This window comes from Rhodococcus sp. 14-2470-1a (assembly GCF_002259425.1).
Classification (GTDB): domain Bacteria; phylum Actinomycetota; class Actinomycetes; order Mycobacteriales; family Mycobacteriaceae; genus Rhodococcoides; species Rhodococcoides fascians_E.
In genome coordinates, this window is the sequence record NZ_NPFZ01000024.1 from 143,333 (window position 1) to 166,615 (window position 23,283).

Genomic DNA, 23,283 nt, shown 5'->3' on the forward strand with positions numbered 1-23,283 from the left:
ATCGGTTCGAGGCCCGGGAGTGGAGCCCGCGGGACGACCATCCGATTTTGTTAGCCTTACCTCGCACAACGTTGTCGATGCGAGGAGTTTTCCGTGCGTTCCAGTGTTCTCAAGCTAGCCGCAGGTGCGGCCGCCATCGCCCTGGCCGCAGGGTGCTCTTCGGACGACAGTTCGTCGTCGTCCGAGTCGGGCGGCGAGTCCGGGGCGTTTCCGGTCACCATCGACCACGCGTTCGGCCAGACGACCATCGAGAGCGAACCGTCCAACGTCGTGACGATCGGGTTCAACGAGCAGGACTTCGTTCTCGCGCTCGGCGTGAAGCCCGTGGCCACCCGCGGCAACCTGAGCTACGACTACCGCCAGCGTCCCTGGGCACAGGACGCACTCGGTGGCACCGAGATCCCCGAGGTCGGCAGCACCGACCTCAACCTCGAGCAGATCGCGGCGGCCGGTCCGGATCTGATCCTCGGGCCGTACTCCTTCATCGAGAAGGGCCAGTACGACCAGCTGTCCGAGATGGCTCCGACGATCGCCGACATCGGCGGGTACGAGGACGTACCCGCTGCCACCTGGCAGCAGGAGTTCGAGGTCATCGGAAAGGCCCTCGGCAAGGAGCAGGAAACCGCGGACAAGACCGCCGAACTCGAACAGAAATTCCAGACGGCGCAGGACGAGAACCCGCAGTTCGCCGGCAAGACGCTCGCACTCACGTTCCTCATGGACGACGGCAGCTACATGATCCTCGGTTCCGACGACATCCGTGCGCTGTTCTTCACCGACCTCGGCTTCCAGGTTCCGGAGAAGACCGAGACCGTCAGCCTGGAGGGACTCACCCAGCTGAACTCCGACGTGATCGTCGTCGCCGGCAAGAGCCGAGAAGAGCTCACCGCCAACCCACTGTTCGCGCAGCTGCCCGCCGTCGCCGAGGACCGCACCGCCTACATCGGTTCGTTCGATCAGGACCTTCCGTCCGCTCTCGGATATTCGAGCCCGCTCTCGCTCGACTACGCGATCGACGGCTTCACCCCGATGCTCGCCGCCGCTGCGGACAACGACCCGGCGACGGTCGTGCCCGCTCCTGCAGGGTGATCACGATCCACTGGTAGCGAATTGAGTTCGATGCAGCTCCTCGTAGCGGCCACCCGCTGCGAGGAGCTCTTCGTGTGTTCCCCGCTCGACGATCGAACCTGCCTCCACCACCAGGATGGCGTCGGCGGCCCGAATCGTCGACAGTCGGTGCGCGATCACAACCGAGGTTCTGCCCGCGAGCGCCTCGGACAGCGCAGCCTGGACCGCTGACTCCGACGTCGAATCCAGCGACGCCGTCGCCTCGTCGAGAATCACGATCCGTGGCCGAGCAATCAGCAGCCGAGCGATGGTCAGTCTCTGCCGCTCACCTCCGGACAACCGATAACCGCGCTCTCCGACGACGGTGTCCAGCCCGTCGGGCAGAGATTTCACCAGATCTTCGAGCCGTGCCCGACGCAACGCGTCCCAGACTTCGTCGTCGGTGGCCGACGGCCGGGGCAGCACAACGTTGGACCTGATCGTGTCGTGGAAGAGATGTCCGTCCTGCGTCACCATCCCGACGGCACCTCTGATCGAATCCGCTTTCAGATCACGGACGTCCTTGCCGCCCAGCAGGATGGATCCACTGTCGACGTCGTACAACCGAGCGATGAGCTGCGCGACGGTGGACTTGCCCGCGCCCGATGTACCGACCAGGGCAATCATCTGCCCAGGTTCGGCGACGAACGAGATGCCGTGCAGCACTTCGTCGCCGCCACGAGAATCCAGCGTCGCCACTTCCTCCAACGAGGCAAGCGACACTTTGTCCGCCGACGGGTAGGCGAACCTGACGTCGCGTAGTTCGACGGCAGCAGGCCCGTCGGGGACGTCCACGGCGTCGGGACTGTCCTCGATGAGCGGTACGAGGTCGAGGACTTCGAAGACACGCTCGAAGCTGACGAGAGCGCTCATCACTTCGACGCGTGCGCTGGCCAGCTCCGTCAGCGGTGAATACAACCGGGTCAACAGAAGAGACAGCGACACAACCGAACCCGGATCCAACTGTCCCTTCAGCGCGTAGAAACCACCGAGACCGTAGACGACGGCGAGCGCGAGGGCCGACACCAACGTCAGCGCAGTCACGAACACCGTCTGCACCATGGCGCTCCGAACGCCGATGTCCCGGACCCGAGCTGCGCGAACCGCGAACTCGCGCGACTCGAAGTCCGGTTGGCCGAACAGCTTGACCAGAGTCGCACCCGGCGCGGAGAACCGCTCCGTCATCTGCGTACTCATCGCGGAATCGTGTTCGGCTGCTTCACGTTGCAGCCTCGCGAGTCGCCTGCCCATCCGGCTGGCCGGTATCACGAAGACCGGAAGGATGATCAACGCGAGCAACGTGATCTGCCAGGAAATCCCGATCATCACGACGAGCGTCAGGATCAGCGTGACGAGGTTGCTCACGACGCCCGAGAGCGTGTCGCTGAAGGCGCGTTGCGCTCCGATCACGTCGTTGTTCAACCGGCTCACGAGAGCACCGGTGCGCGTCCGGGTGAAGAACGCGATCGGCATCCGCTGAACGTGGTCGAACACCGCGGTGCGCAGATCCAGAATCAACGCCTCACCCAAGCTCGACGACAGCCACCGGTTCACCAAACCGAACGCCGCGTCGACGACGGCGATCAGTGCGATCGCCACCGACAGCCACAGCACGACATCGAACGAGTCGCCGTCGACGATGGCATTGACGACGCGTCCCGCCAGTACCGGCGTCGCGACCGCCAGAACTGCGAGCACGACGCTCAGAACGACGAACCCGATCAGTTTGTTGCGGTGCGGCTCGGCGAACCTCAGGATCCGCCGAGCCGTGACCGACGAGAACTGCGTGCTCTGCTCGGACGCATGCATCGTCCGATACAGCTGATTCCAGGCCGTGACTTCCATGCTCATACCGGCAACGCTAGAACCTCGATGTAGGTAGAGGTCAAGGAACGCGCCACATCACGCCACTGCGGACACAGCAGCCTCCTCCAGGGCGAGATCCACGATGTCCGCGACGTCGGTCATCGGACGTACGTCGAGGGCGGCGAGCACCTCGGCCGGCACGTCGTCCAGATCCGGTTCATTCCTCGCGGGAACGAAAACGGTCTTCAGACCTGCCCGTTGCGCGGCCAGCAACTTCTGCTTGACTCCGCCGATCGGCAGGACCCGACCGTTCAGCGTGACCTCGCCGGTCATTCCCACATCCGACCGCACCGGCCGTCCCGTCGCCATCGACACCAGTGCCGTGACCATCGTGACGCCTGCCGACGGACCGTCCTTGGGTACGGCACCTGCCGGTACGTGGACGTGGATGCTGCGGTCCAACACCTGCGGATCGATGCCGAATCGTGCCGCGTGAGATCGCACGTAGGACAGGGCTATCTGCGCCGACTCCTTCATGACGTCACCCAGCTGACCCGTCAGCGCAAGTCCGGGCTTGCCCTCCGTCGACGACGCCTCGATGAACAGCACGTCGCCTCCGAGTCCCGTCACGGCGAGACCGGTTGCCACACCCGGCACTTCGGTTCTCTCGTGAACGTCGGGAGTGAAACGCGGTCGGCCGAGGTACTCGACGAGTCCCGCCTCGTCGATACGCACCGTCGCCTTTCCCCCTGCCAGTGCTGTCGCGGACTTCCGCAGAGCCTTGGCGAGCAGACGCTCGAACTGACGCACACCTGGTTCACGGGTGTAGTCGGCAGCGATCTTTCGCAACGCATCGTCGGTGACGTCGACTTCGTCGGACGTGAGCGCAGAACGTTCCAACTGACGCGGCAGCAGATAGTTCCGCGCGATCACGACCTTGTCGTCCTCGGTGTACCCGTCGATGGTGACGAGCTCCATCCGATCGAGCAGAGGTCCCGGAATCTGTTCGACCACATTGGCTGTCGCCAGAAACACGACGTCGGAGAGGTCGAGATCGAGGTCCAGGTAGTGATCCCGAAAAGTGTGATTCTGCGCCGGATCGAGAACTTCGAGCAGAGCGGCACTGGGATCGCCGCGGTAGTCGGAACCGACCTTGTCGATCTCGTCGAGCAGCACCACGGGGTTCATCGAACCCGCCTCACCGATGGCGCGGACGATTCGCCCGGGCAACGCACCCACGTAGGTACGCCGGTGTCCGCGAATCTCCGCTTCGTCTCGAACGCCACCGAGTGCGACACGAACGAACTTGCGGCCCAACGCACGCGCCACGGATTCGCCCAGCGACGTCTTACCGACTCCGGGCGGCCCCGCGAGCACCATGACCGCACCCGATCCGCGTCCACCGACGAGGCCCATGCCGCGCTCTGCTCGACGCGCCCGCACGGCGAGATACTCGACGATACGATCCTTCACGTCGTCCAGACCATGGTGGTCCGCATCGAGAATCGCTCGTGCCGAATCGATGTCGGTCGTGTCGGTCGTGGTGACCGACCACGGCAGGTCCAGGACGGTATCGAGCCACGTCCTGATCCACCCGGACTCGGGACTCTGATCACTCGCCCGCTCGAGCTTTCCGACCTCACGAAGTGCGGCCTCGCGCACCGCATCCGGGAGATCTGCCGATTCGACGCGGCCGCGGTAGTCGTCGGCGCCGTCTGGTTCGTCCTCGCCGAGCTCCTTGCGGATCGCGGCGAGCTGCTGCCGCAGCAGAAACTCTTTCTGGGTCTTCTCCATACCGTCGCGCACATCGTTCGAGATCTTGTCGTTGACCTCGACCTCCGCGAGATGGGACCGGGTCCACTCGATCAGCAGTGTCAGACGATCGTGCACGGACGGGGTCTCGAGCAGCTGCCTCTTCTGCACATCGGTCAGGTACGACGCGTACCCCGCGGTGTCGGCGATCGCGCCGGGATCGGTGAGCTTGTTGACGGACTCGATGACCTGCCACGCGTCGCGGCGCTGCAACATCGCGACGACGAGCTGCTTGTACTCGGTGGCCAGCGTTCGGGTGCTCTCGGCAGTTCCACCACTACCGTCGACGGCGGATTCGTCGACGATTTCGGCCTCGACCCACAGGGCAGCACCGGGCCCGCTGACACCGTGACCGATGTGAGCGCGGCGCTCGGCCTTGAGGACTGCGGCAGCCTCCCCGGTCGCGAGCCGTCCCATCTGCACGATGGACGCAACCACGCCGTACGCGGCGTATCGGTCCTCGAGCCGAGGAGCAACGAGCAAGGTTCCGTCGTTGGAAGCCTGTGCTGCGTCCACGGCAGCGCGCGCGGACTCGTCGAGTTCGACGGGGACGACCATCCCGGGCAGAACGACGGGGTCGGTCAGAAAGAGAACAGGTAGGCGGATGGGTTCGGGCATTACAGCACCTCCGGTCGGTTGAGCTATGTGGACTCAACTTCACGTGTGCTCCGGGTGTTCCCCGTGGTGAGCGTGTTCTCCGTGGGCAGAATCAGCGTCCGCGACTGCGCCCGACGACTGCCGTCCCGTCCAGTTCCTCGGATCTGACGATCTCCGCTTCGAAACCCGACGCCGCGACGAGCGCCGCGGTGCCCTGCGCTTGCCGAACGCTGGTTTCGACCACGATGCGGCCCGCAGGAGCAAGCCACTCCCCCGCCCCCTCGACCACTCGGCGCTGGAGGTCGAGGCCGTCGACACCTCCGTCGAGAGCGTCTCTCGGCTCATGGTCCCTCGCCTCGGACGGCATGGAACCGATCGCCCCGGTCGGAACGTACGGGGCATTGGCGACCACGACGTCGACGGTTCCCCGAAGACTGTGCGGCAGAGCGCTGTACATGTCACTTCGATAGACGTGACCTCCGACGGGCTCCAGATTCCGACGCGCACAGCGGACTGCAGCGGGTGCGATGTCGGAGGCATGCAGCGCCACCCCGGGCCGCTCGTGTGCGATCGCAACGGCGACTGCCCCGGATCCGCAACAGATGTCGAGCACAACCCCGGGCTCCGCGTCGACCGCGGCGTGCACGAGGAGTTCGGTTCTGCGACGGGGGACGAACACTCCGGGCGCGACCGATATCCGCAGACCAGCGAACTCCGCCCACCCGAGAAGTTGTTCCAGTGGAGTGCCGTCGACTCGCTGTGCGACAGCCTTTTCCAGAGCGCTTCCGCCGAACGCCTCCACGAGGAGCCGAGCCTCGATTTCCGCGAACACGCAGCCCGCGGCGCGCAACACCCGGACGATCTCGTCGAAGGAAGGCGCGGACATCGGACCCGAGATCAGCCGAGGGGCGTGAGGCGGTAGTGCAGCCGGACAGCGGTCACGTTCCACAGTTTCAGCACATGATCGGTCCGCAGCACCCCCTCGTCGTCGACGTAGACATGGAAGACCTCGTGGATCGGCGCTCTGGCCGCGTACCATGCACCTTTGTCCAACACGACCGTGTAGGCGCCGTCCTGCCCGAACCTACCCGACGGGGACGTCAGAACGAGCGAACCTCCTTCGCCCACTGTCGGTTTCAGGAAAACCTGGACGTTGCCGTCCTCCAACGGGAAAGTCACATGGACGCTCGGACCCGACGCCGAGGGAAGCGTCGAAGCGCGGTAGTAACCGCTGTACATGTAGTCGCCGGTCTTCCGCAGAGTTCGCAACCAGGCAGAGCCGGCATGCCGGCCGCCGGCGTCGACGATCTCCGTGACCTCACTGTCCACACCGTGTGCCACCGCCAGAGGCTGCACCGGAAGAGCAAGCTGCTGCACGCGTTTGCCGTACAACGCTTCGATGGCCGCGCCGGGTAGCCCGAAACCCGTCGTCCACTGCGTCCACGCATCCATGCGCCACCGAGCAGTGTGCTCGTAGAATTCGCGAATGCGAGGGTCGATCGCGCTCGGGTCGAACTCCGGACCGGCCAGCGCATCGAAGCTGTGCAGCAAACCGTCCGACGAGGAACCGGGTACGACGCGCCCACCGATGCGCTCCGCCTCCTGCTGCAGCCACCTGTCCCGAACGACGCCCGGACCCGATACCGGCCCCCGCAACCACGACTGGTCGCCGTCGAGGTCGACACGTCTTCCGACCGTCTTCCACCCCAGTCTCGACGCCTTGTCCGCAAGCGACCACGCCCCCACGCTCACCATGCACCCAGCGTCTCACACCGGCTCCTCAGCAGCGACCACTGCGACAACACAACCGGAATCGTTCGCTGTTGCGTTCGAACTGATGTTCGATTACTCTAGGTGGCATGGCACAGCCGGGGGGCTCCACGCAGGTTCGATCCGATGCAGACAGTGCGGCATCGCGGTCACTGACGCGCCTGTCGGATGGACGGCGGGCGGAGAACCGAGCGTCGGCAGTGGTGATCCACGAGTTGCAAGATCTCTACGAGATACGGCTGTGCGCAGAGATGGACGTGCATGCACTGGGTGCAGAGCACGGCAGTGAGGAACCGAACGTCGATCGCGCCCGACACACAGTCGAATACGAAGCAGCAGTGTCCATGTCGACGACACGGACTGTTGCGCGCCAGATGATCGTTGTCGCCAACCATCTGTTCTGGCGTCTGCCGGCAATCGATGCCGCCTTCACGGCCGGGGACCTCGACTACGGCCGTGTCCGAACGGTAGTTCTGACCCTGCTCCGCGCCAGCGACGAGACTGTGTCGGCTCTGGAGGCAGATATTCTCGCCGCGGCACAGCGATGCGCTCCGAAAGCGCTGCGGGAGAACATCTGGCGCCGCTGGTTCCAATACGACCCGGACGAAGCCGCGGCTGCACAGAAAGCTGCGCTCGCCGACGAACGATGCGCCGAGATTCGCCGCAACGACTCCGGCATCGCCACCCTGGTGTCGAAGATGAGCGTGCTCGAGGGCGCTGAATGCGACGCCCTCCTCGACGAGTACGTAGCGACCGTCTGCCCGAAAGATCCACGAACCAAGAAAGAACTACGCGGACATGCCTTACTCGCGTTGATCCACCGAGAAGATGCGCTCCAATGCCGTTGCGGGAGCGAGGAATGCCCGTTTCGCGGAGTCGATGCCAAGAACCCAAACCGGCGACCGTACCTGCTGAACATTCACATCGACATCGAAACCATTCTCGGGCTGAACGAAGAGCCGGCCACATTGTCCGACGGCACAGTTCTGGACGCCGAAACCGTGCGACTCCTCGCCACCGACTCCCGCTGGCAGGTCCTGCTCACCGAAACCCTGACCGCCGCACGTGACCGCCGTGGCCTCGACAACGACGAATCGGCCGACGATCTCGACGACGACGGTGCCGGCAACTCGGACGAGGGTTCGGACGGGGGTGACGACGACGATGGCGGCACCAAGGTTACTGACGCACCGAATCCCAGACCACCGGCGCAACATCCAGTACGGCGCGGTCGGCGTAAGGCTGCTCGTGCTCGGCGGGTTGTCGCCCGCGGCCGAACACGGCCTCCAGCGCCTCTGCCGACTACTACGCAGCGGGCCAAGGACAATTCGCGTGCATCGGCGATCGGGGAAGAAGCGGCGCTGTCCGCGGCGATTGCTGCGTTCATGGACGCTGTGGCACTCGACCCGTCGCTCGCCGAGGGCCCGCACCCCGACGGACACGGTGGATTCTGCACGCCTCCGCCCGGAGCCCTCACCTACCGGCCGAGCGCTGCTCTGGTCGCGCTGGTTCGCGCGAGCTATCACACCTGTACGTTCCCGAACTGTGGGGTACCGGCTGCCCGTTGCGACATCGACCACATCGTTCCGTTCGATCATCGAGATCCGATTTCCGGAGGCTGGACCGTTCTCGGAAATCTGCATCCACTGTGCCCGTACCACCATCAGGCCAAGACTCTGCGACTGTGGGCGTGCACCAAGCTCGACGGAGACGGAATCTATTGGCACTCAGGGGCTGGGCTGCAGCACATAACCCCACCCGCGTTCGGAACAGTCGACATCCCCGGGGATTTCGTCCACGTCCGTCGATTCCGCATGCCGTCCCGACCGACGTCGAGGGGCGCATCCCGTCGATCCGACACCCGCAACAACATCGACCGCCACGACGACTTAACCGACCCGCCGGACGAGCTGTACGAACCCACGTGGTGGGAAGCCAACATCACCGACGAGGACTGCCAACTCTGGAGGCTCCTGAATCCGCGCACCGACGGCGGCGCACCAAGTCTGGCGGACATCGCAAGACTCGACGATCCGCAGTGCCGAGCCGACGCGCTATACCTCCGCGAGAAGTTCCTCGAGCATCGCGCCGTGGTCGCCGAACGCGAGAAGTACCGGCCACCGCCGTTCTGAGCAGGAGGATTCAGGAGTGGAGCCTGCGTAATGACTCGTACTAGGGTTCGAGCCCGAGTCCTTCTGCTTCCAAGGCGGCCTTCACGATGCCGAGCGCTTTGGGTCCGACGCCGTGGAGCTGTGCGAGCGCCGATTCCGACTGCCCGGCCAACGCCTCGAGCGATGTGAAGCCGGCGGCGAAGAATGCGCCTGCTGCGGGGCGTCCGGTGCCTGCGGGGAAATGGTCGATCGGCTCACTCATGGCCACATCTTAAACTCGCCGGTAACCTGGTCGGGTGCCAGACAACAAGCAGCGACGCGTCATCCTCACCGGCGGAAACACCGGAATCGGTTACTTCACCGCGCTCCAGTTGGTGAAGCAAGGCGACCACGTGACCTTGGCCTGCCGCAACCTGGACAAGGCCAAGTCAGCGGCGGACAAGATTGCCGCAGAAACCAACAGCACCGGCGGCGTCGTGGACACTGCCGAACTCGATCTGGCCGATCTGAGCTCGGTGCGTGATTTCGCGGCATCGGCTCCCGACCGCGTCGACGTCCTCATCAACAACGCAGGCGTCATGATGCCTGCGACGCGGCGCGCGACCGTCGACGGCTTCGAACTTCAATTCGGTACCAATCACCTCGGCCACTTCGCGTTGACCGGCCACTTGCTCCCCAAGCTTCGCGCGTCGGACAAGGCCACCGTCGTCACCGTCTCCTCGGTCGCCCACAAGCAAGCACCGAAACTCGATTTCGACGATCTGCAGGCCACGCGCGGGTACAACCCACAGCGGGGTTACGCCAATTCCAAGTTGTCGAATCTGTTGTTCGCACTGGAACTTCAGCGCCGTCTCGATGCCGCGAAGATCGACATCACGAGCAACGCCGCCCACCCCGGCATCTCGTCGACCGAGTTGTACTCGAGTCCCGACGGCCTGGGGAGTTCCAAGATTGCGTCCCTCGTCGCGGCCGTCGGGCTGCCGATCATCTCGCAGTCCGCGAAAGCCGGCGCACTTCCTACCCTCCACGCACTCGAGAAGGGTGGACCGGGGTCGTACACGGGCCCGAAGTGGTTGTTCGAGTCCCGTGGCGCTCCCGCTCCGGCAAAGCTCTCCGGCAAGGCAAAAGACCGCCAGCTCGCCGAAAAGCTCTGGGAAGCAAGTGAACGACTCACCGGAGTCGTGTACGACCTCGGCTGACGCACCGACATGCGGGTCAGCCGCCTACCGTGACCGAAGCGGGTAGCGGCATACCCCGGTCGCTCAGCACCGCGCGTAGCCGGTCCGGGTAGTCGGTGATGATCCCGTCGACTCCCATGTCCAGCAGGACGTTCATGGTCTCGGGGTCGTCGACTGTCCACGGAATGACCCGAATTCCAGCGGCATGGGCGTCGTCGATCATCTTCTGGGTCACGTACAGCTCGAAGTCCGGGTCACTTACCTTGCCGCTCTGCGGATTTCCCTGAACCGGTGAGAATCCGGATGCGCCGAACGAGCGGATCGCGGCAATCGGGTCACCGTCGAAATCGTCGATGTCCACGCCACCGAGCCATGGCGACCTCCCGGACTGACCGATCTGAAGAAACTCACCGTTCGTCAGCGCGACGGTCGGTAGTGCGGGTTCCACTTCCCGGACCCGCTGCAGCGCGCCCCAGTCGAAGCTCTGGATCGTCACTCTGTCGAGCATCCCAGCGGCACGGATGGTGCCGAGGACGGTGTCGACGAACTGCTCACGAGGTGCCGTCTCCGTCGGGCTTGCCGCTTCGACCTTGGTTTCGACATTCAGCTTGATCCCAGGGGCACTGGCGGCAAGTTCGAGAACGTCGGCCAACGTCGGCATCCGCGCACCCGGCACCGTTCGTTGCTCCGGATAGTCCGCCAGCCGCAACGTCCCACAGTCCAGGGTCCGAATCTGCGCCAGCGTCAACGTGTTCACGTACTTGCCGACGTAGGGGAACTCGGGATCCTGCTCGACGACAGGTGCCGTGTCCAGACATTTCTTCGACGAGACCTGCCGATCATGGGTGACGACGGCAATCCCGTCCTCGGTGATCTGCGTGTCCAGTTCCAGCGTGGTCACGCCGAGCTCCAGTGCAGTGGTGAACGATTCGAGGGTGCTCTCGGAGACGAGGCCGAGTCCACCCCGGTGCGCCTGTAGATCGAACTCGCCGTTCGACGGCTGAGGTCGAGGATCCGGCGACCGGTCCGCTTCGGCCGACGAACATGCAGTGAACGTGACCGCTGCGAGCACGGTCAAGACGAGCGCGGCACCTGGTAGTCGTCGCATGCCGTTCGACGCTAGGGGTGAGAAGCGTCGACTCCGTGAACTAGAGCTTCCCCGCACCCTTCAGATAAGTGACAACAGGCGCTCGGAACATTTCCGTGCGTGCGGCGCGGGCCCCGAGGGCAGAGGTCACCAACCCCTCGCACAACGCGATGTAGCCGGCTCCGACCTCGGCGTCGCCGAACAGTTCGACGGCACCAGGCCCCGAGAACAGGCTGCCCGCCAGCGCGGCGCGGTCGGCGTCGGACACCGTCGGGTCGAGCATCAGCACGTGCCGGGCGCGTAGTTGGGCGGCTCTCTCCGTGACGAGGTGGTCCAGGTACCGCACCGTCACTTCGACCGGATCACCCTCGATGGTCGACAGGTGGGTGAACTCGGCACGCGAAGTCTCGGTGATCCGGGCGATCACGGCGGCGAACAGATCGGCTTTCGATCGGAAGTAGTACGACGTGGAGCCGGCCGGCAGCGTCAGGGCGTCGTCGAGCTTGCGGTGGGTCAGTGCCCGGAGTCCGGAATCGGCGATGACGTCGATCGCCGCGTCCGCGATCGCAGCTCTTCTGTCCATGACGTGGATCATACGCCAATTTCCTCTACATATGTAGAGTGGGCGCCCATGAGGCCACCAGTACCCCGGAATGCGTTCGCCGCCGATTTCGACCTGGACCCGTCGCAGCACTCCGTCGTCGACCTTCTCACCGAGGCCGACACGCTCGGCCTGTACCTGTGGGGACCCGTCGGGCGAGGCAAGACCTGGTTGATGGACAGATACTTCGGCGCCGCACCGGAGCCCAAGAAACGCCTGCACTTCCACACCTTTTTCCGTGACCTGCACGCGTCGTACTTCGTTCATCGGTTCCAGCTCGAACCGACGCTCGACGCGTTGATCGGCCCCACCCGATTGCTCTGCTTCGACGAATTCCACGTGCACGACATCGGCGACGCACGGCTCATCGCCCGGATGCTCGACGCCCTGTGGGCACGAGCTGTCGCCGTGGTCGCGACGTCCAATTACCCACCCGACGGCTTGCTGCCCAATCCGCTGTTTCACGACGCATTCCTCCCGACCATCGAGGTTCTGAAAGCGAACCTCCGAGTGGTGTGCGTCGACGGACCCGTGGATTACCGCACCCTGGGCGACGCGAACCCCAAGACCTCGGGATTCTCCGCGGGAACCTGGTCCACCACCGGAACTGCCGCAGGCGAGTCCTTCGCGGACCTGTGCGAGGCCCCGAGGTCGACGGGCGATTACCTGGCCATCGTCGATCGGCTCGACGCGGGCGCAGAACTGACGATCAGGGAAATACCAGCACTTGCCCAGGCGTCGGACGACGCAGTGCGCAGATTCTCGAATCTCGTGGACATCCTGTACGACGCGGACATCAGGACTCGATTTCACGCACGGGTGCCGTTGGAGGAGTTCGCCGACGGTCACCGGGAAGGCCTCGGCTCGGTCTCGTCGGGAGGAGTCGATCTGAAGAGGACGCTGAGCAGGCTCCATCAGCTTCGGCATTCGCGGGCGTCGACACGTCCCGGAGCCGAGAAGTAAGGGAGACGCCCACAGCTGACGGCGGTCGGGGGCGACAGCAGCCGCGGGCGTCTCATCCATCATTCGCCGCAGGTGAAAGGCTGGATGGGTCCGGATGGAAAGTTTTTCGGAAATTTCTCGGCACCGGCATGGAATACCACCCGGCAAACTCCCGTTAGAGTAGAAGTCAATGCAAACGCATGAAAATGCGTTCGAGGGATTCGGCCAGGGAGCACACCATGCAGATCGGAATCTTCACCGTCGGCGACGTGACAGTCGACCCCACCACAGGTCGCGCACCCACCGAAAACGAGCGGATCAAGGCGATGGTCACCATCGCCAAGCATGCCGAAGAAGTCGGTCTCGACGTGTTCGCAACCGGTGAGCACCACAACCGGCCGTTCGTGCCGTCGTCACCGACGACGATGCTCGGGTACGTCGCCGCCCAGACCGACAAGCTGATCCTGTCCACGTCGACGACACTCATCACGACCAACGACCCGGTGAAGATCGCCGAGGACTACGCGATGCTCCAGCATCTGTCCGACGGCCGCGTCGACCTCATCATGGGCCGCGGCAACACCGCGCCGGTCTACCCGTGGTTCGGCAAGGACATCCGTCAGGGCATTCCCCTCGCGCTCGAGAACTACCAACTCCTGCGACGCCTGTGGACCGAGGACGTCGTGACGTGGAAGGGCAACTTCCGGACTCCGCTCGACAGCTTCACCTCCACGCCTCGCCCGCTGGACGACATCCCGCCGTTCGTATGGCACGGCTCGATCCGCAGCCCCGAGATCGCAGAGATCGCCGCGTACCACGGTGACGGATTCTTCGCGAACAACATCTTCTGGCCCAAAGAGCACTACATTCAGCTCATCGACCTCTATCGCCAACGCTACGAGCACTACGGGCACGGCCGCGCGGACCAGGCCATCGTCGGCCTCGGCGGTCAGGTGTTCATGCGCAAGAACAGCCAGGACGCAGTGAACGAGTTCCGGCCGTACTTCGACAACGCACCCGTCTACGGACACGGCCCGACGATGGAAGAATTCACCGAGCAGACACCGTTGACCGTCGGCTCACCACAGCAGGTCATCGAGAAGACACTCGCGTTCGCGGACTTCTTCGGCGACTACCAGCGCCAACTGTTCCTGATGGATCACGCCGGTCTCCCGCTGAAGACGGTCCTCGAGCAGCTCGATCTGCTGGGCGAGGAAGTGGTACCGACGCTGCGCGCGGAGTTCGCCGCACGACGCCCGGCCGGGGTTCCCGAGAACCCGCCGACGCACGCGAGCATGCTTGCCGAGAAGGAGACGGCTGTTGCCGTCTAGCACCGAACTGTCGGTTGTCGCCTGGGAGGCGCTGTTTCGCTCCCAGGTGGCGCTGATGCGCAAGTTCACCGCCGACGACATTTGGGGCCCGATCAGTCTGCGCGAGTACGACGTGCTGTTCACGCTCGGCAATTGCCCGACGCGAACGTTGCGTCTGCACGACCTCAACGCCGAGATCCTGCTGACCCAGCCCTCGCTCAGTCGACTCTGCGAACGGCTGGAGAAGCTCGGACTGGTCACCCGCACGCCGGACCCGAACGACAAACGCGGAACCGTCGTCGGCCTCACCGACGACGGCCTCGCTGTGCAACGGGAGATCGGACGGAAGCACGCGTCGCGCATCAGGAGATACGTCGGCGACGCGTTGACCGACGAGGAACTGCGAACACTGACGGCACTGTGCACCAAACTGAGGCTCGCGCAGAAGGACATCTCATGACAGGCGGTTTCCCATGAACCTCGAAATCATCACCCCACGCGACGTTCCACTCGGCGGCCCTCGCGCCATGAACGTCCGGCGGACGCTACCGACGAAACAGCGAACCCTGATCGGCGCGTGGTGTTTTGCCGATCACTACGGTCCCGACGACGTATCCGCGTCCGGAGGCATGGACGTCCCGCCGCACCCCCACACCGGGCTGCAGACCGTGAGCTGGCTGTTCACCGGTGAGATCGAACACCGCGACAGCATCGGCTCGCACGCACTTGTCCACCCCGGCGAGCTCAACCTCATGACCGCGGGCCGCGGAATCTCCCACTCGGAAGTCTCGACCGACAACACCCGAATCCTGCACGGCATGCAGCTGTGGGTCGCCCTGCCCGGGTCCGCTCGATTCACTGCGCCGGCCTTTCAGCACTACGTCCCCGTCGCCGTGACGACGGGCGGCGCAGAGCTGCGGGTGTTCCTGGGATCTCTCGCGGGCCGGACATCCCCCGTCTCGACTTTCACACCACTCCTCGGCGCCGAGATCGTCCTTCCCGCAGGGAGTGCCGTTCAACTCGACGTCGACGAGGCCTTCGAGCACGGCATCATCGTCGACCAGGGCTCGGTGAACGTCGAGACCCTTCCCCCAGCTGACGACGCCGATCCCGAGGACGCGGAATCCGGCACCCTTGCCCGAGCCGAATTGGGATACCTCCAGCCCGGCAATCGCGCCATCACCCTGCGAAACTCGGGCACCGACGATGCACGAATGCTGCTGCTCGGCGGGCCACCGTTCGGCGAAGAAGTAGTGATGTGGTGGAACTTCATGGGCCGCACCCACGACGACATCGTGGCCTATCGCGAGGCCTGGGAAGGAGCGGAGCATGCGGAGCGTGACGGGCAGTTCGGCACGGTCGATGGGTACCGGATACCGGGGTTCAGACTTCCTGCGCCCGAACTACCGAACGCTCGCATCGCCCCGAAACACTGAGGTGCGGGCGCTGCGAGCGTTCGGCTCGAGCCTCAGAAAAGAGTAGCGACCTCGTCGAGGGATTCGCTACGGGAAGGTGCGGCAGCGGCAGGCGTGCTGGCAGCGGCAGGCGTGCTGGCAGCGGTAGCAACAGGTTTGCTGGGGCCCGCTTTGCCCGAGGCGACGGCGCGAGCAGCTTCACCGGCGAGCGCGTCGGCTGCCTCGTTGAAGTGGTTGCCGACATGTCCACGGACCCAGCGGAATCGGACAGGTCCGCTGCGGTCCGCGATTGCTCGATCGATGCTCTGCACCAATTCCAGGTTGCGTACCGGCGATCCGCCCGCGGTTTTCCAGCCCTTACGCTTCCACCCCGGCAGCCATTCCGAAGCACACTTGATGGCGTACTGCGAATCCGACTCGATGAGCATCGGCTCGTCACCGGGGTGCGCGAGGATTGCCTCCAAAAGCGCTCGAAGCTCGGCGATCTGGTTGGTTCCCGACGCTTCTCCACCGGAGTTGGACGGCCCCGTGTGGTTGACCCAGGCCCAGCCGATGGCGCCACCCGGATTCCGCAGACACGAACCGTCAGTACTCACGATGATCACGGGAAGGACCCTACTTCGCCCCACCGACAAACAACAGGCGCCGCGCAGGAGTGGAGCCTGCGGAACGACCTGGGGAGGCAGGAGTGGAGCCTGCGGAACGACCTGGGGAGGCAGGAGTGGAGCCTGCGGAACGACCTGGGGAGGCAGGAGTGGAGCCTGCGGAACGACCTGAGGAGGCAGGAGTGGAGCCTGCGGGCCTCGGAATTCGGGGCCGAGGACCTCTCGAGGCTGTGTGGGTGTCCGAATGGGTAGTGTGGGAAAGCATCCGAGAACGCACCCGACAGGGTCGATCACACATTCGCACTCACCGAGGACTCGAATCGTGACAACTGCAGCGCCAGGAGAATCCATCCCGTCGTCGTTCGAAGCATTGGTGGCGAGGGAGGCCGACGGCATCACGCTCACGCGAGAACGCGTCGACGCGTCGTTTCTGCCGGAGGTGTCGGGTCCGTCGGTGACGATTGCCGTGGAGTATTCGTCGGTCAACTTCAAGGATGCTCTCGCGATCACGCCGAAGGGTGGAGTCGTCCGCGAGTACCCCATCGTCCCTGGCATCGACATCGCGGGAACCGTTGCGGAGTCCACATCGCCGGAGTTCGAGGTGGGTCAGCGCGTCGTTGCGCACGGGTACGACATCGGTACTGCGCAGCACGGTGGTTACGCCGAGTTCGCGCGCGTTCCCGCCGAGTGGGTGGTGCCGTTGACCACCCTGTCCACCCGTGAGGCCGCGGCCATCGGCACCGCGGGCTTCACCGCGGCACTGAGCGTGCGTGCGCTGCAGGCGGCGGGCGTGACTCCGTCCGACGGGCCGGTGCTGGTGACGGGTGCCAGCGGCGGAGTGGGGACGGTCAGCGTCGACCTCCTCTCGGCCGCAGGCTACGACGTGGTCGCATCGTCCGGCAAGCAAGGCGCCACGCAAGTGCTGACAGAGTTGGGTGCATCGCGGGTCGTCGGCCGGCTGCCGGAGGATCCCGATGCCAAGCCGCGTCCGCTCGGCAAGGCGGAGTGGGGCGGCGTCGTCGACTGCGTAGGCGGCAAGACGCTGGCACATGCGTTGAGCACGGTCCGGTACGGCGGCGCTGTCGCCGCGAGCGGTCTGACCGGAGGCGCGCAGCTGCCGACGACGGTGCTTCCGTTCATTCTGCGCGGCGTGTCTCTGCTCGGCATCGACTCCGTGTTACTCCCCATCGACAAGCGCCGGGCACTGTGGCAGAAACTCGAAACCGATCTGCGCCCGCAGCGTCTGTCGGCGCTCACCACCGAGGTGCCCGTGGCGGACGTCGCGAGTGCTCTCGACTCGATCTCCGGCGGTGGCGTCACCGGCCGAACGGTCGTCGCCGTCTCCGGAGGCTTCGCGTAGGCCGCGGCGCTCGGATCCAGTTCCGGCGTGTCGGTCGGAGGGGATAAAGTCGGCGGCACGATGTTCCCGAAGACCACGCCAGGCTCTCCATCCGCCGCCGGAGACAGTGATGTCTCGACGGTGTTCGAGTCGGCGTCCCCGCTGGACCCGATGGCGTGCCTTCGGGATCTACGCAGGGGCAAGGGAGACCCCACGTTCGAGCGGGACAGCGCAGGCAGCGTCTGGCGAGCGTCGCGTCTTCCGTCCGGTCCGGTCACATACAGGATCACCCCTATCTCGCGCACCGCCGTCCGGAGCCAGGCGTGGGGTCCCGGTGCCGAGGAGTTCACCGGATTTCTGCCCGCGCTGCTGGGCAGTGAGGACGACTCGTCGGGCTTCGCGCCGGAGCATCCGACCCTGAAGGAAGCTCACCGACAGCATCCGCACCTTCGCCTCGGCAGGACCGGGCTCGTCATGGAAGCCCTGGTGCCCGCGGTACTCGAGCAGCGAGTCCACGGGCTGTCCGCGTTCTCGTCGTGGCGCAGGCTCGTCACGAAATTCGGCGAGCGCGCACCGGGCCCGACTCCAAAGCCGATGTTCGTTCCGCCCCCTCCGGACGTCTGGCGCCGCATTCCCTCGTGGGAGTACCACCTCGCCAACGTCGATCCTGCTCGCTCCAAGACCATCGTGCGATGCGCACAGGTGGCGCACCGGATGGAAGAAGCCGCCTCGATGCCGTTCGCGGATGCGACACGTCGCCTGCGGGCTGTCCCCGGCGTCGGCATCTGGACGGCAGCGGAAGTCGCGCAACGTGCCTTCGGCGATCCCGACGCCTTGTCCGTGGGCGACTACCACTTGGCCGCTGTGGTCGGGTGGTCGCTACTCGGTCACCCCCTCGACGACGCCGGAATGATCGAATACATGAAACCGCTTGCACCGCATCGCTTTCGTGCCGTCAAGCTACTTCAAATCAGCGGCCGGGCAATCAAACCGAAATTCGGTCCACGCACCCCGCTCGTCGACCACACCTGGCACTAGATACGCAAGCCAAGGGCCTCCGGAGCACCCCGCGGGAACAATCCGGCGACCTCCCCGCGTTGCCACACAGGAATAGTTCGCCTAGATAAGGAGTCATCTTGGTTGCCATCGGAAACTCGAACCTCGACATCTTCCCCCTCGCTCTCGGCGGAAACACGTTCGGTTGGACGAGCGACGAGAAAGCGTCGTTCGAGATCCTCGATGCGTTCACGGCAGGTGAAGGCAACTTCATCGACACCGCCGATTCCTATTCCGCCTTCGCCGAAGGTAATTCGGGCGGCGAATCCGAGACCATCATCGGTAAGTGGACTGCCGCACGCGGCAACCGCGACGACGTCGTGATCGCCACCAAGGTGAGCCAGCACCCCGAGTTCAAGGGCCTCGCCCCGAAGAACATCGCCGCTGCAGCCGAGGCCTCGCTGAAGCGACTCCAGAGCGACCACATCGACGTCTATTACGCCCACTACGACGACGAGTCCACCCCGCTCGTCGAGTCCCTCGCCGCGTTCGACCAACTCGTCAAAGACGGGAAGGTGCGGTACGTCGCCATCTCGAACTACTCGGCCGACCGCATCCGCGAGTGGGTGTCGCTCGCCGACGAGCACGGTTTCGCCAAGCCGATCGCGCTGCAGCCGCACTACAACCTCGTCACGCGCCGCGAGTACGAGAGCGAACTCGCACCACTCGCCACCGACAACAACCTGGGCGTCTTCCCGTACTTCTCGCTCGCAGCGGGCTTCCTGACAGGCAAGTACCGCACTCGCGAAGACCTGGAAGGACAGGCACGCGAGCGGCTCGCCACGGGATACTTCACCGACAAAGGCCTCGACGTCGTGACCGCACTCGACGAGATCGCCGATGCTCACGACGCGGAGATCTCCACCGTCGCACTCGCCTGGCTTCTCGCACAGCCGACGGTCACCGCACCGATCGCCAGCGCCAGCAAGATCTCTCAACTACCCGCACTGCTCGACGCACCACGTCTGTCGCTCGCCTCCGACGAAATCGCACGACTCACCGAGGTGTCCGGACGAATCTGAGCCGGGCTCCGCTCCCGGCCTTCTCGGATACGTAACCTCTGCCACACCGGGAACTTTTCCGCAGAGTCGGGAACAACGCGCCGGCATCGGTTGCTGACGGTTGGGTGACGCAAGCAACCGATGCCGTGTCGGCATCCACAGAACCGACCTCCGCCGAGCGCCTGCGAATCATTCTGGTGCTCGGCGCATTGATCGCGCTCGGTCCATTGACGATCGACATGTACCTTCCCGCTCTGCCGTCCATCGTCGACGATCTGAACTCGTCGGCAGCCGCCGTGCAGTTCACGCTCACCGGAACGTTGATCGGGCTCGCGCTCGGCCAGCTCGTCATCGGACCTGTCTCCGACATCGTGGGGCGACGCCTTCCGCTGATCGTCGGCACCGCGGTGCACATCGGCGCATCCCTTCTCTGTGTCATCGCTCCCAACGTCCCGGTCCTCGGACTGTTCCGTGGCCTGCAAGGACTCGGTGCGGCAGCGGCGGCGGTCGTCGCCATGGCAGTCGTTCGTGACCTCTTCACCGGTCGGGCGGCGGCAACCGTCCTGTCTCGTCTGATGCTGGTCATGGGCGTCGCACCCGTACTTGCACCGTCGATCGGCGGCGGCATCCTCATCGTCGGAACGTGGCGGTGGGTGTTCGGTGTCCTCGCCGTACTCGGCGTCGCCTTGCTGATTCTCGCTGTCTTCGCTCTGCGCGAGAGCCTGCCGCCCGAGCGTCGTCGCAGCCGAGGCGTCATGCCCGTCGTGCGCACGTACGGCGGCCTCCTGCGCGACGGCCAGTTCGTCGTACTCGTCCTCGTCGCCGCCCTCGCGATGTCGGCAATGTTCGCGTACATCGCCGGATCGTCCTTCGTGCTGCAGGACGAGTTCGGTCTCAGCGAGCAGCAGTTCGCGATCGTGTTCGCGCTCGGAGCGATCGCGCTGATCGGCGCCTCGCAGTTGAATGTCGTGCTGCTCGGACGCTTCACTCCCGTACGCATCGTGATCAGCGCACTGTCGGCAGCTGTGGTGTCGGCTCTCGTCATGACGATCCTGGCGGTTGCAGGGATCGGCGGGATCTTCGGCTTCCTCGTCCCACTGTGGTTCGTGCTCGGTGCCGTCGGCTTCGTGATGCCCAACGCGCCTGCCCTCGCGCTGTCGCGACACGGCGAAGCAGCCGGAACGGCAGCCGCACTCCTCGGCGCCGCACAGTTCGGTTCCGGTGCGATCATCGCTCCCGTCGTGGGTGCGCTCGGCAACGACAACGTGGCAGTATCGCTGACGATGGTTGCCGTGTCGGCCATCGCCCTGCTGGCCCTGATCGGCGTGACGGTCACCTCCGCACGACAGTCCGGACGCCGGTCCGAGCCGGAAGCCCAGGCAAGTCGGACGGTCCACGCGAGCGAGGACCGAAAGTCTCCTGAGGGGGCAGCCCAGACGGCACGAGCGAAGTCCGTGGAAACGTCTACCAGCGAGGTGTGAGAGTCGAGTGCCGGACCGTGAACGCGACGCCACCGGCAAACCGCTCAACGGGCGCCCCCGTGACGGCCTGGGAAGGCCGCTCGCGCGGGGCGCCGTCGGCGTCGAACGCATTCCCGACGATCTGAGGTTGCCTCCCGACGAGGCCATCACGAGAGCGCAGGAGCTGCTCGACGCGTCGATGCCGTTCCACGCTCACGAAATCCTCGAAGGCACGTGGAAGGACGCGCCCGAGCCGGAACGCAGACTCTGGCAGGGCCTCGCCCAGCTCGCCGTCGGGCTGACCCATGTGCTCCGCGGCAACGTCGTCGGCGCGAAGTCCCTGCTGAGACAGGGGCACGACCGAATCCGCGACTACGAACTCGACCCACCGCACGGGCTGAACATCTCGGGGCTGCTCAGCTGGTCGGAAGGCATACAGGACCAGCTCGACGCCGGCGCTCTTCCGCCTGATCCCACCGTTCCTCGTCTACTCTCCTGAGCCCGCGTTTGGCGATGCGCGCCGCTTTGGCTACAGTGGCGCAAGGTTAGGTAAGGCTTGCGACAGTAAGACGGAAACTTCGAGGTGGTGTCGGCATGCTCGGGCAATCTGCAGTGGAGGCTCCGTACTGGGTCGCCGTCCTCACGCCCGAGGAACGCACCTTCGGCAGCAGGCGTACCGACGAACGAATCGACACCGTCTTCTCGTCCGTCGTCACCGAGACGCACACGCAATGGGCCGCGCCGGAGCACCCGACGTCCGCGACGCTCCTGGCCGTCCTCGCCGCCACCGTCGGCGCGTGGCAGAGCGACCGGTGCCGCTGCTCCTCGTCCGGAGTTCTCGTGGATCTTCCGTGCAGCACCGTGGGGCAGGACCATGCCCGGTACCCGGTTCGGCTCCCGGTGACCGGTGCGCCGAGCACGATTCTCACCGAAGTTCGACGCCGCATCGCCGCCGTCCCGGACGGCGGCGCAGGTTACGTCACCGCGAAGCGAGCCCCCGCCCTCGCCCGCAAGCACGGCGCGCAGATCGCGTTCTCGTTCGAGCCCGACGCCGCCGCGATCACCGCGCCCGGCGACGACGATCCCCTTCGCCACAACCTCTCGGTCACGTGCAGCGTGTCCGAACTCGACGGAGTGGTCATGGTCGACGCCGAGTTCCGCTGGAACAGCCGAGTTTTCACTCGCGCGGACGTCGACGACTTCGAGAGGTTCTGGGAGAAGACCGTCTCGGCGTTCGTTCGGTCCTGAACCTCAGAGCGACTTCAGGTACTGCACGTCGGCCGCGAGTCCCTCCGCTGGAGTTTCCAGGATCACCGGCGCACCCGATGCCTCCGCGACCGCGACCAGAACGTCGGCGTCGATGGTTCCGTCGGCAAGATTCGCATGGCGGTCACGAGCGGAATCGAACTCGTCGCGTGAATTGTTCAGGTGCACCAGGTCGATTCGTCCGGTGATGGCCTTGATCCGATCGACCACACCGACCAATTCCTCCCCACCCGCCCACGCATGGCACGTGTCGAGGCAGAAACCTGCACCGAATTCACCGACGGCATCCCACAGACGAGAGATGTCGTCGAAATGCCTGGCCATCGCAAAATCCCCGCCGGCAGTGTTCTCGATGAAGATCGGCACCGCGAAACCACCGTCGTCGGCCTGACGCTCGAAAAGCTTGCGCCAGTTCTCGAATCCTTTGGCGGTGTCCTCACCGTCGCGGACATGTCCGCCGTGGACGACCAATCCGATGGCGCCGATGTCGGCCGCAGCGGACGCCTGCTCGATCACCGCTTTACGCGACGGAATGCGGATCCGGTTGTTCAGACTGGCGACGTTGAGAACGTACGAACTGTGTACGACGACGTCGACGTCACTCGCCTTCAACTCCTCACCCTGCGGATGCGGTGTCAGCTTGTTCCACTTCTGCGGGTCGGTCAGAAACATCTGAACGAAATCGACCCCGAGGCTTGCCGCAGAACCGAGCGGGTCGGCACTGTCGCGAACGTGTGCTCCGATGCGCATCTCTCCATACTAGGGGCGGATGGGTGGTCTCCCCGATATGGAAATGCAGAAAACACTGAAACACTGATGC

General features: G+C 65.0%; 22 protein-coding genes. 13 read left to right on the forward strand and 9 right to left on the reverse strand.

What is annotated here, in order from left to right; all coding sequences use genetic code 11:
* Positions 1-93: 93 nt before the first annotated feature.
* A complete protein-coding gene (locus CH292_RS12030) occupies positions 94-1,089 on the forward strand; it encodes an iron-siderophore ABC transporter substrate-binding protein (protein ID WP_019666938.1) in 996 nt (331 codons plus the stop codon).
* Here the strand turns inward: CH292_RS12030 and CH292_RS12035 are convergent, their stop codons facing one another.
* The 4 genes from CH292_RS12035 to CH292_RS12050 all read right to left on the reverse strand — a co-directional run bounded on the left by CH292_RS12035 (position 1,090) and on the right by CH292_RS12050 (position 7,077).
* A complete protein-coding gene (locus CH292_RS12035; protein ID WP_020112433.1) occupies positions 1,090-2,958 on the reverse strand; it encodes an ABC transporter ATP-binding protein in 1,869 nt (622 codons plus the stop codon).
* Between the two features lie 51 nt (positions 2,959-3,009).
* Entirely contained in the window at positions 3,010-5,343 is a 2,334-nt protein-coding gene (gene lon, locus CH292_RS12040) for an endopeptidase La (RefSeq protein ID WP_094654828.1), read from the reverse strand.
* 91 nt (positions 5,344-5,434) lie between these two features.
* Positions 5,435-6,208 carry a putative protein N(5)-glutamine methyltransferase gene (locus CH292_RS12045; RefSeq protein ID WP_094654829.1) on the reverse strand — a complete coding sequence of 258 codons (774 nt, stop codon included), beginning with the start codon at positions 6,206-6,208 and terminating at the stop codon, positions 5,435-5,437.
* Between the two features lie 11 nt (positions 6,209-6,219).
* A complete protein-coding gene (locus CH292_RS12050; RefSeq protein ID WP_094626569.1) occupies positions 6,220-7,077 on the reverse strand; it encodes a hypothetical protein in 858 nt (285 codons plus the stop codon).
* Between the two features lie 104 nt (positions 7,078-7,181).
* Here CH292_RS12050 and CH292_RS12055 point away from each other — a divergent pair, with 104 nt between their 5' ends.
* Complete coding sequence (locus CH292_RS12055) at positions 7,182-9,224, forward strand: HNH endonuclease signature motif containing protein (RefSeq protein ID WP_094654830.1); 2,043 nt, start codon at positions 7,182-7,184, stop codon at positions 9,222-9,224.
* Between the two features lie 40 nt (positions 9,225-9,264).
* Here CH292_RS12055 and CH292_RS12060 read toward each other — a convergent pair whose 3' ends face one another.
* The gene (locus CH292_RS12060) at positions 9,265-9,465 is read right to left on the reverse strand and encodes a hypothetical protein (RefSeq protein ID WP_020112436.1); all 201 of its coding nucleotides are present in this window, start codon (positions 9,463-9,465) and stop codon (positions 9,265-9,267) included.
* Between the two features lie 34 nt (positions 9,466-9,499).
* Here CH292_RS12060 and CH292_RS12065 point away from each other — a divergent pair, with 34 nt between their 5' ends.
* Complete coding sequence (locus CH292_RS12065) at positions 9,500-10,402, forward strand: oxidoreductase (protein ID WP_094654831.1); 903 nt, start codon at positions 9,500-9,502, stop codon at positions 10,400-10,402.
* 16 nt (positions 10,403-10,418) lie between these two features.
* Here CH292_RS12065 and CH292_RS12070 read toward each other — a convergent pair whose 3' ends face one another.
* Positions 10,419-11,489, reverse strand: coding sequence for a glycerophosphodiester phosphodiesterase family protein (locus CH292_RS12070; RefSeq protein WP_037139988.1), 1,071 nt, complete (start codon positions 11,487-11,489; stop codon positions 10,419-10,421).
* Between the two features lie 40 nt (positions 11,490-11,529).
* Entirely contained in the window at positions 11,530-12,051 is a 522-nt protein-coding gene (locus CH292_RS12075; RefSeq protein ID WP_020112438.1) for a TetR/AcrR family transcriptional regulator, read from the reverse strand.
* A 48-nt stretch (positions 12,052-12,099) separates the two neighbouring features.
* Between CH292_RS12075 and zapE the strand changes: the two genes are divergently transcribed.
* The 4 genes from zapE (at position 12,100) to CH292_RS12095 (ending at position 15,757) form a co-directional block, all read left to right on the forward strand.
* On the forward strand, positions 12,100-13,032 hold the full coding sequence (zapE, locus tag CH292_RS12080) for a cell division protein ZapE (protein ID WP_094654832.1): 933 nt from the start codon (positions 12,100-12,102) through the stop codon (positions 13,030-13,032).
* 218 nt (positions 13,033-13,250) lie between these two features.
* Complete coding sequence (locus tag CH292_RS12085) at positions 13,251-14,342, forward strand: LLM class flavin-dependent oxidoreductase (protein WP_094654833.1); 1,092 nt, start codon at positions 13,251-13,253, stop codon at positions 14,340-14,342.
* 55 nt (positions 14,343-14,397) lie between these two features.
* Complete coding sequence (locus CH292_RS12090) at positions 14,398-14,781, forward strand: MarR family winged helix-turn-helix transcriptional regulator (protein WP_371828043.1); 384 nt, start codon at positions 14,398-14,400, stop codon at positions 14,779-14,781.
* Positions 14,782-14,794: 13 nt separating this feature from the next.
* On the forward strand, positions 14,795-15,757 hold the full coding sequence (locus tag CH292_RS12095; RefSeq protein ID WP_094654834.1) for a pirin family protein: 963 nt from the start codon (positions 14,795-14,797) through the stop codon (positions 15,755-15,757).
* Between the two features lie 32 nt (positions 15,758-15,789).
* Here the strand turns inward: CH292_RS12095 and CH292_RS12100 are convergent, their stop codons facing one another.
* Entirely contained in the window at positions 15,790-16,341 is a 552-nt protein-coding gene (locus tag CH292_RS12100; protein WP_094654835.1) for a ribonuclease H, read from the reverse strand.
* Positions 16,342-16,663: 322 nt separating this feature from the next.
* Between CH292_RS12100 and CH292_RS12110 the strand changes: the two genes are divergently transcribed.
* The 6 genes from CH292_RS12110 to CH292_RS12135 all read left to right on the forward strand — a co-directional run bounded on the left by CH292_RS12110 (position 16,664) and on the right by CH292_RS12135 (position 22,445).
* Positions 16,664-17,701: an acryloyl-CoA reductase gene (locus CH292_RS12110; protein ID WP_094654836.1), complete on the forward strand. Its 1,038-nt coding sequence runs from the start codon at positions 16,664-16,666 to the stop codon at positions 17,699-17,701.
* Positions 17,702-17,761: 60 nt separating this feature from the next.
* Positions 17,762-18,718: a DNA-3-methyladenine glycosylase gene (locus tag CH292_RS12115; RefSeq protein ID WP_371828037.1), complete on the forward strand. Its 957-nt coding sequence runs from the start codon at positions 17,762-17,764 to the stop codon at positions 18,716-18,718.
* Positions 18,719-18,816: 98 nt separating this feature from the next.
* A complete protein-coding gene (locus CH292_RS12120; RefSeq protein ID WP_037139995.1) occupies positions 18,817-19,758 on the forward strand; it encodes an aldo/keto reductase in 942 nt (313 codons plus the stop codon).
* 104 nt (positions 19,759-19,862) lie between these two features.
* Complete coding sequence (locus CH292_RS12125; protein WP_094654837.1) at positions 19,863-21,218, forward strand: multidrug effflux MFS transporter; 1,356 nt, start codon at positions 19,863-19,865, stop codon at positions 21,216-21,218.
* 7 nt (positions 21,219-21,225) lie between these two features.
* Entirely contained in the window at positions 21,226-21,696 is a 471-nt protein-coding gene (locus CH292_RS12130; protein WP_037159054.1) for a DUF309 domain-containing protein, read from the forward strand.
* 95 nt (positions 21,697-21,791) lie between these two features.
* Positions 21,792-22,445 carry a hypothetical protein gene (locus CH292_RS12135; protein WP_033189029.1) on the forward strand — a complete coding sequence of 218 codons (654 nt, stop codon included), beginning with the start codon at positions 21,792-21,794 and terminating at the stop codon, positions 22,443-22,445.
* Positions 22,446-22,448: 3 nt separating this feature from the next.
* Here the strand turns inward: CH292_RS12135 and CH292_RS12140 are convergent, their stop codons facing one another.
* A complete protein-coding gene (locus tag CH292_RS12140; RefSeq protein WP_019666961.1) occupies positions 22,449-23,213 on the reverse strand; it encodes a deoxyribonuclease IV in 765 nt (254 codons plus the stop codon).
* Positions 23,214-23,283 lie beyond the last annotated feature (70 nt).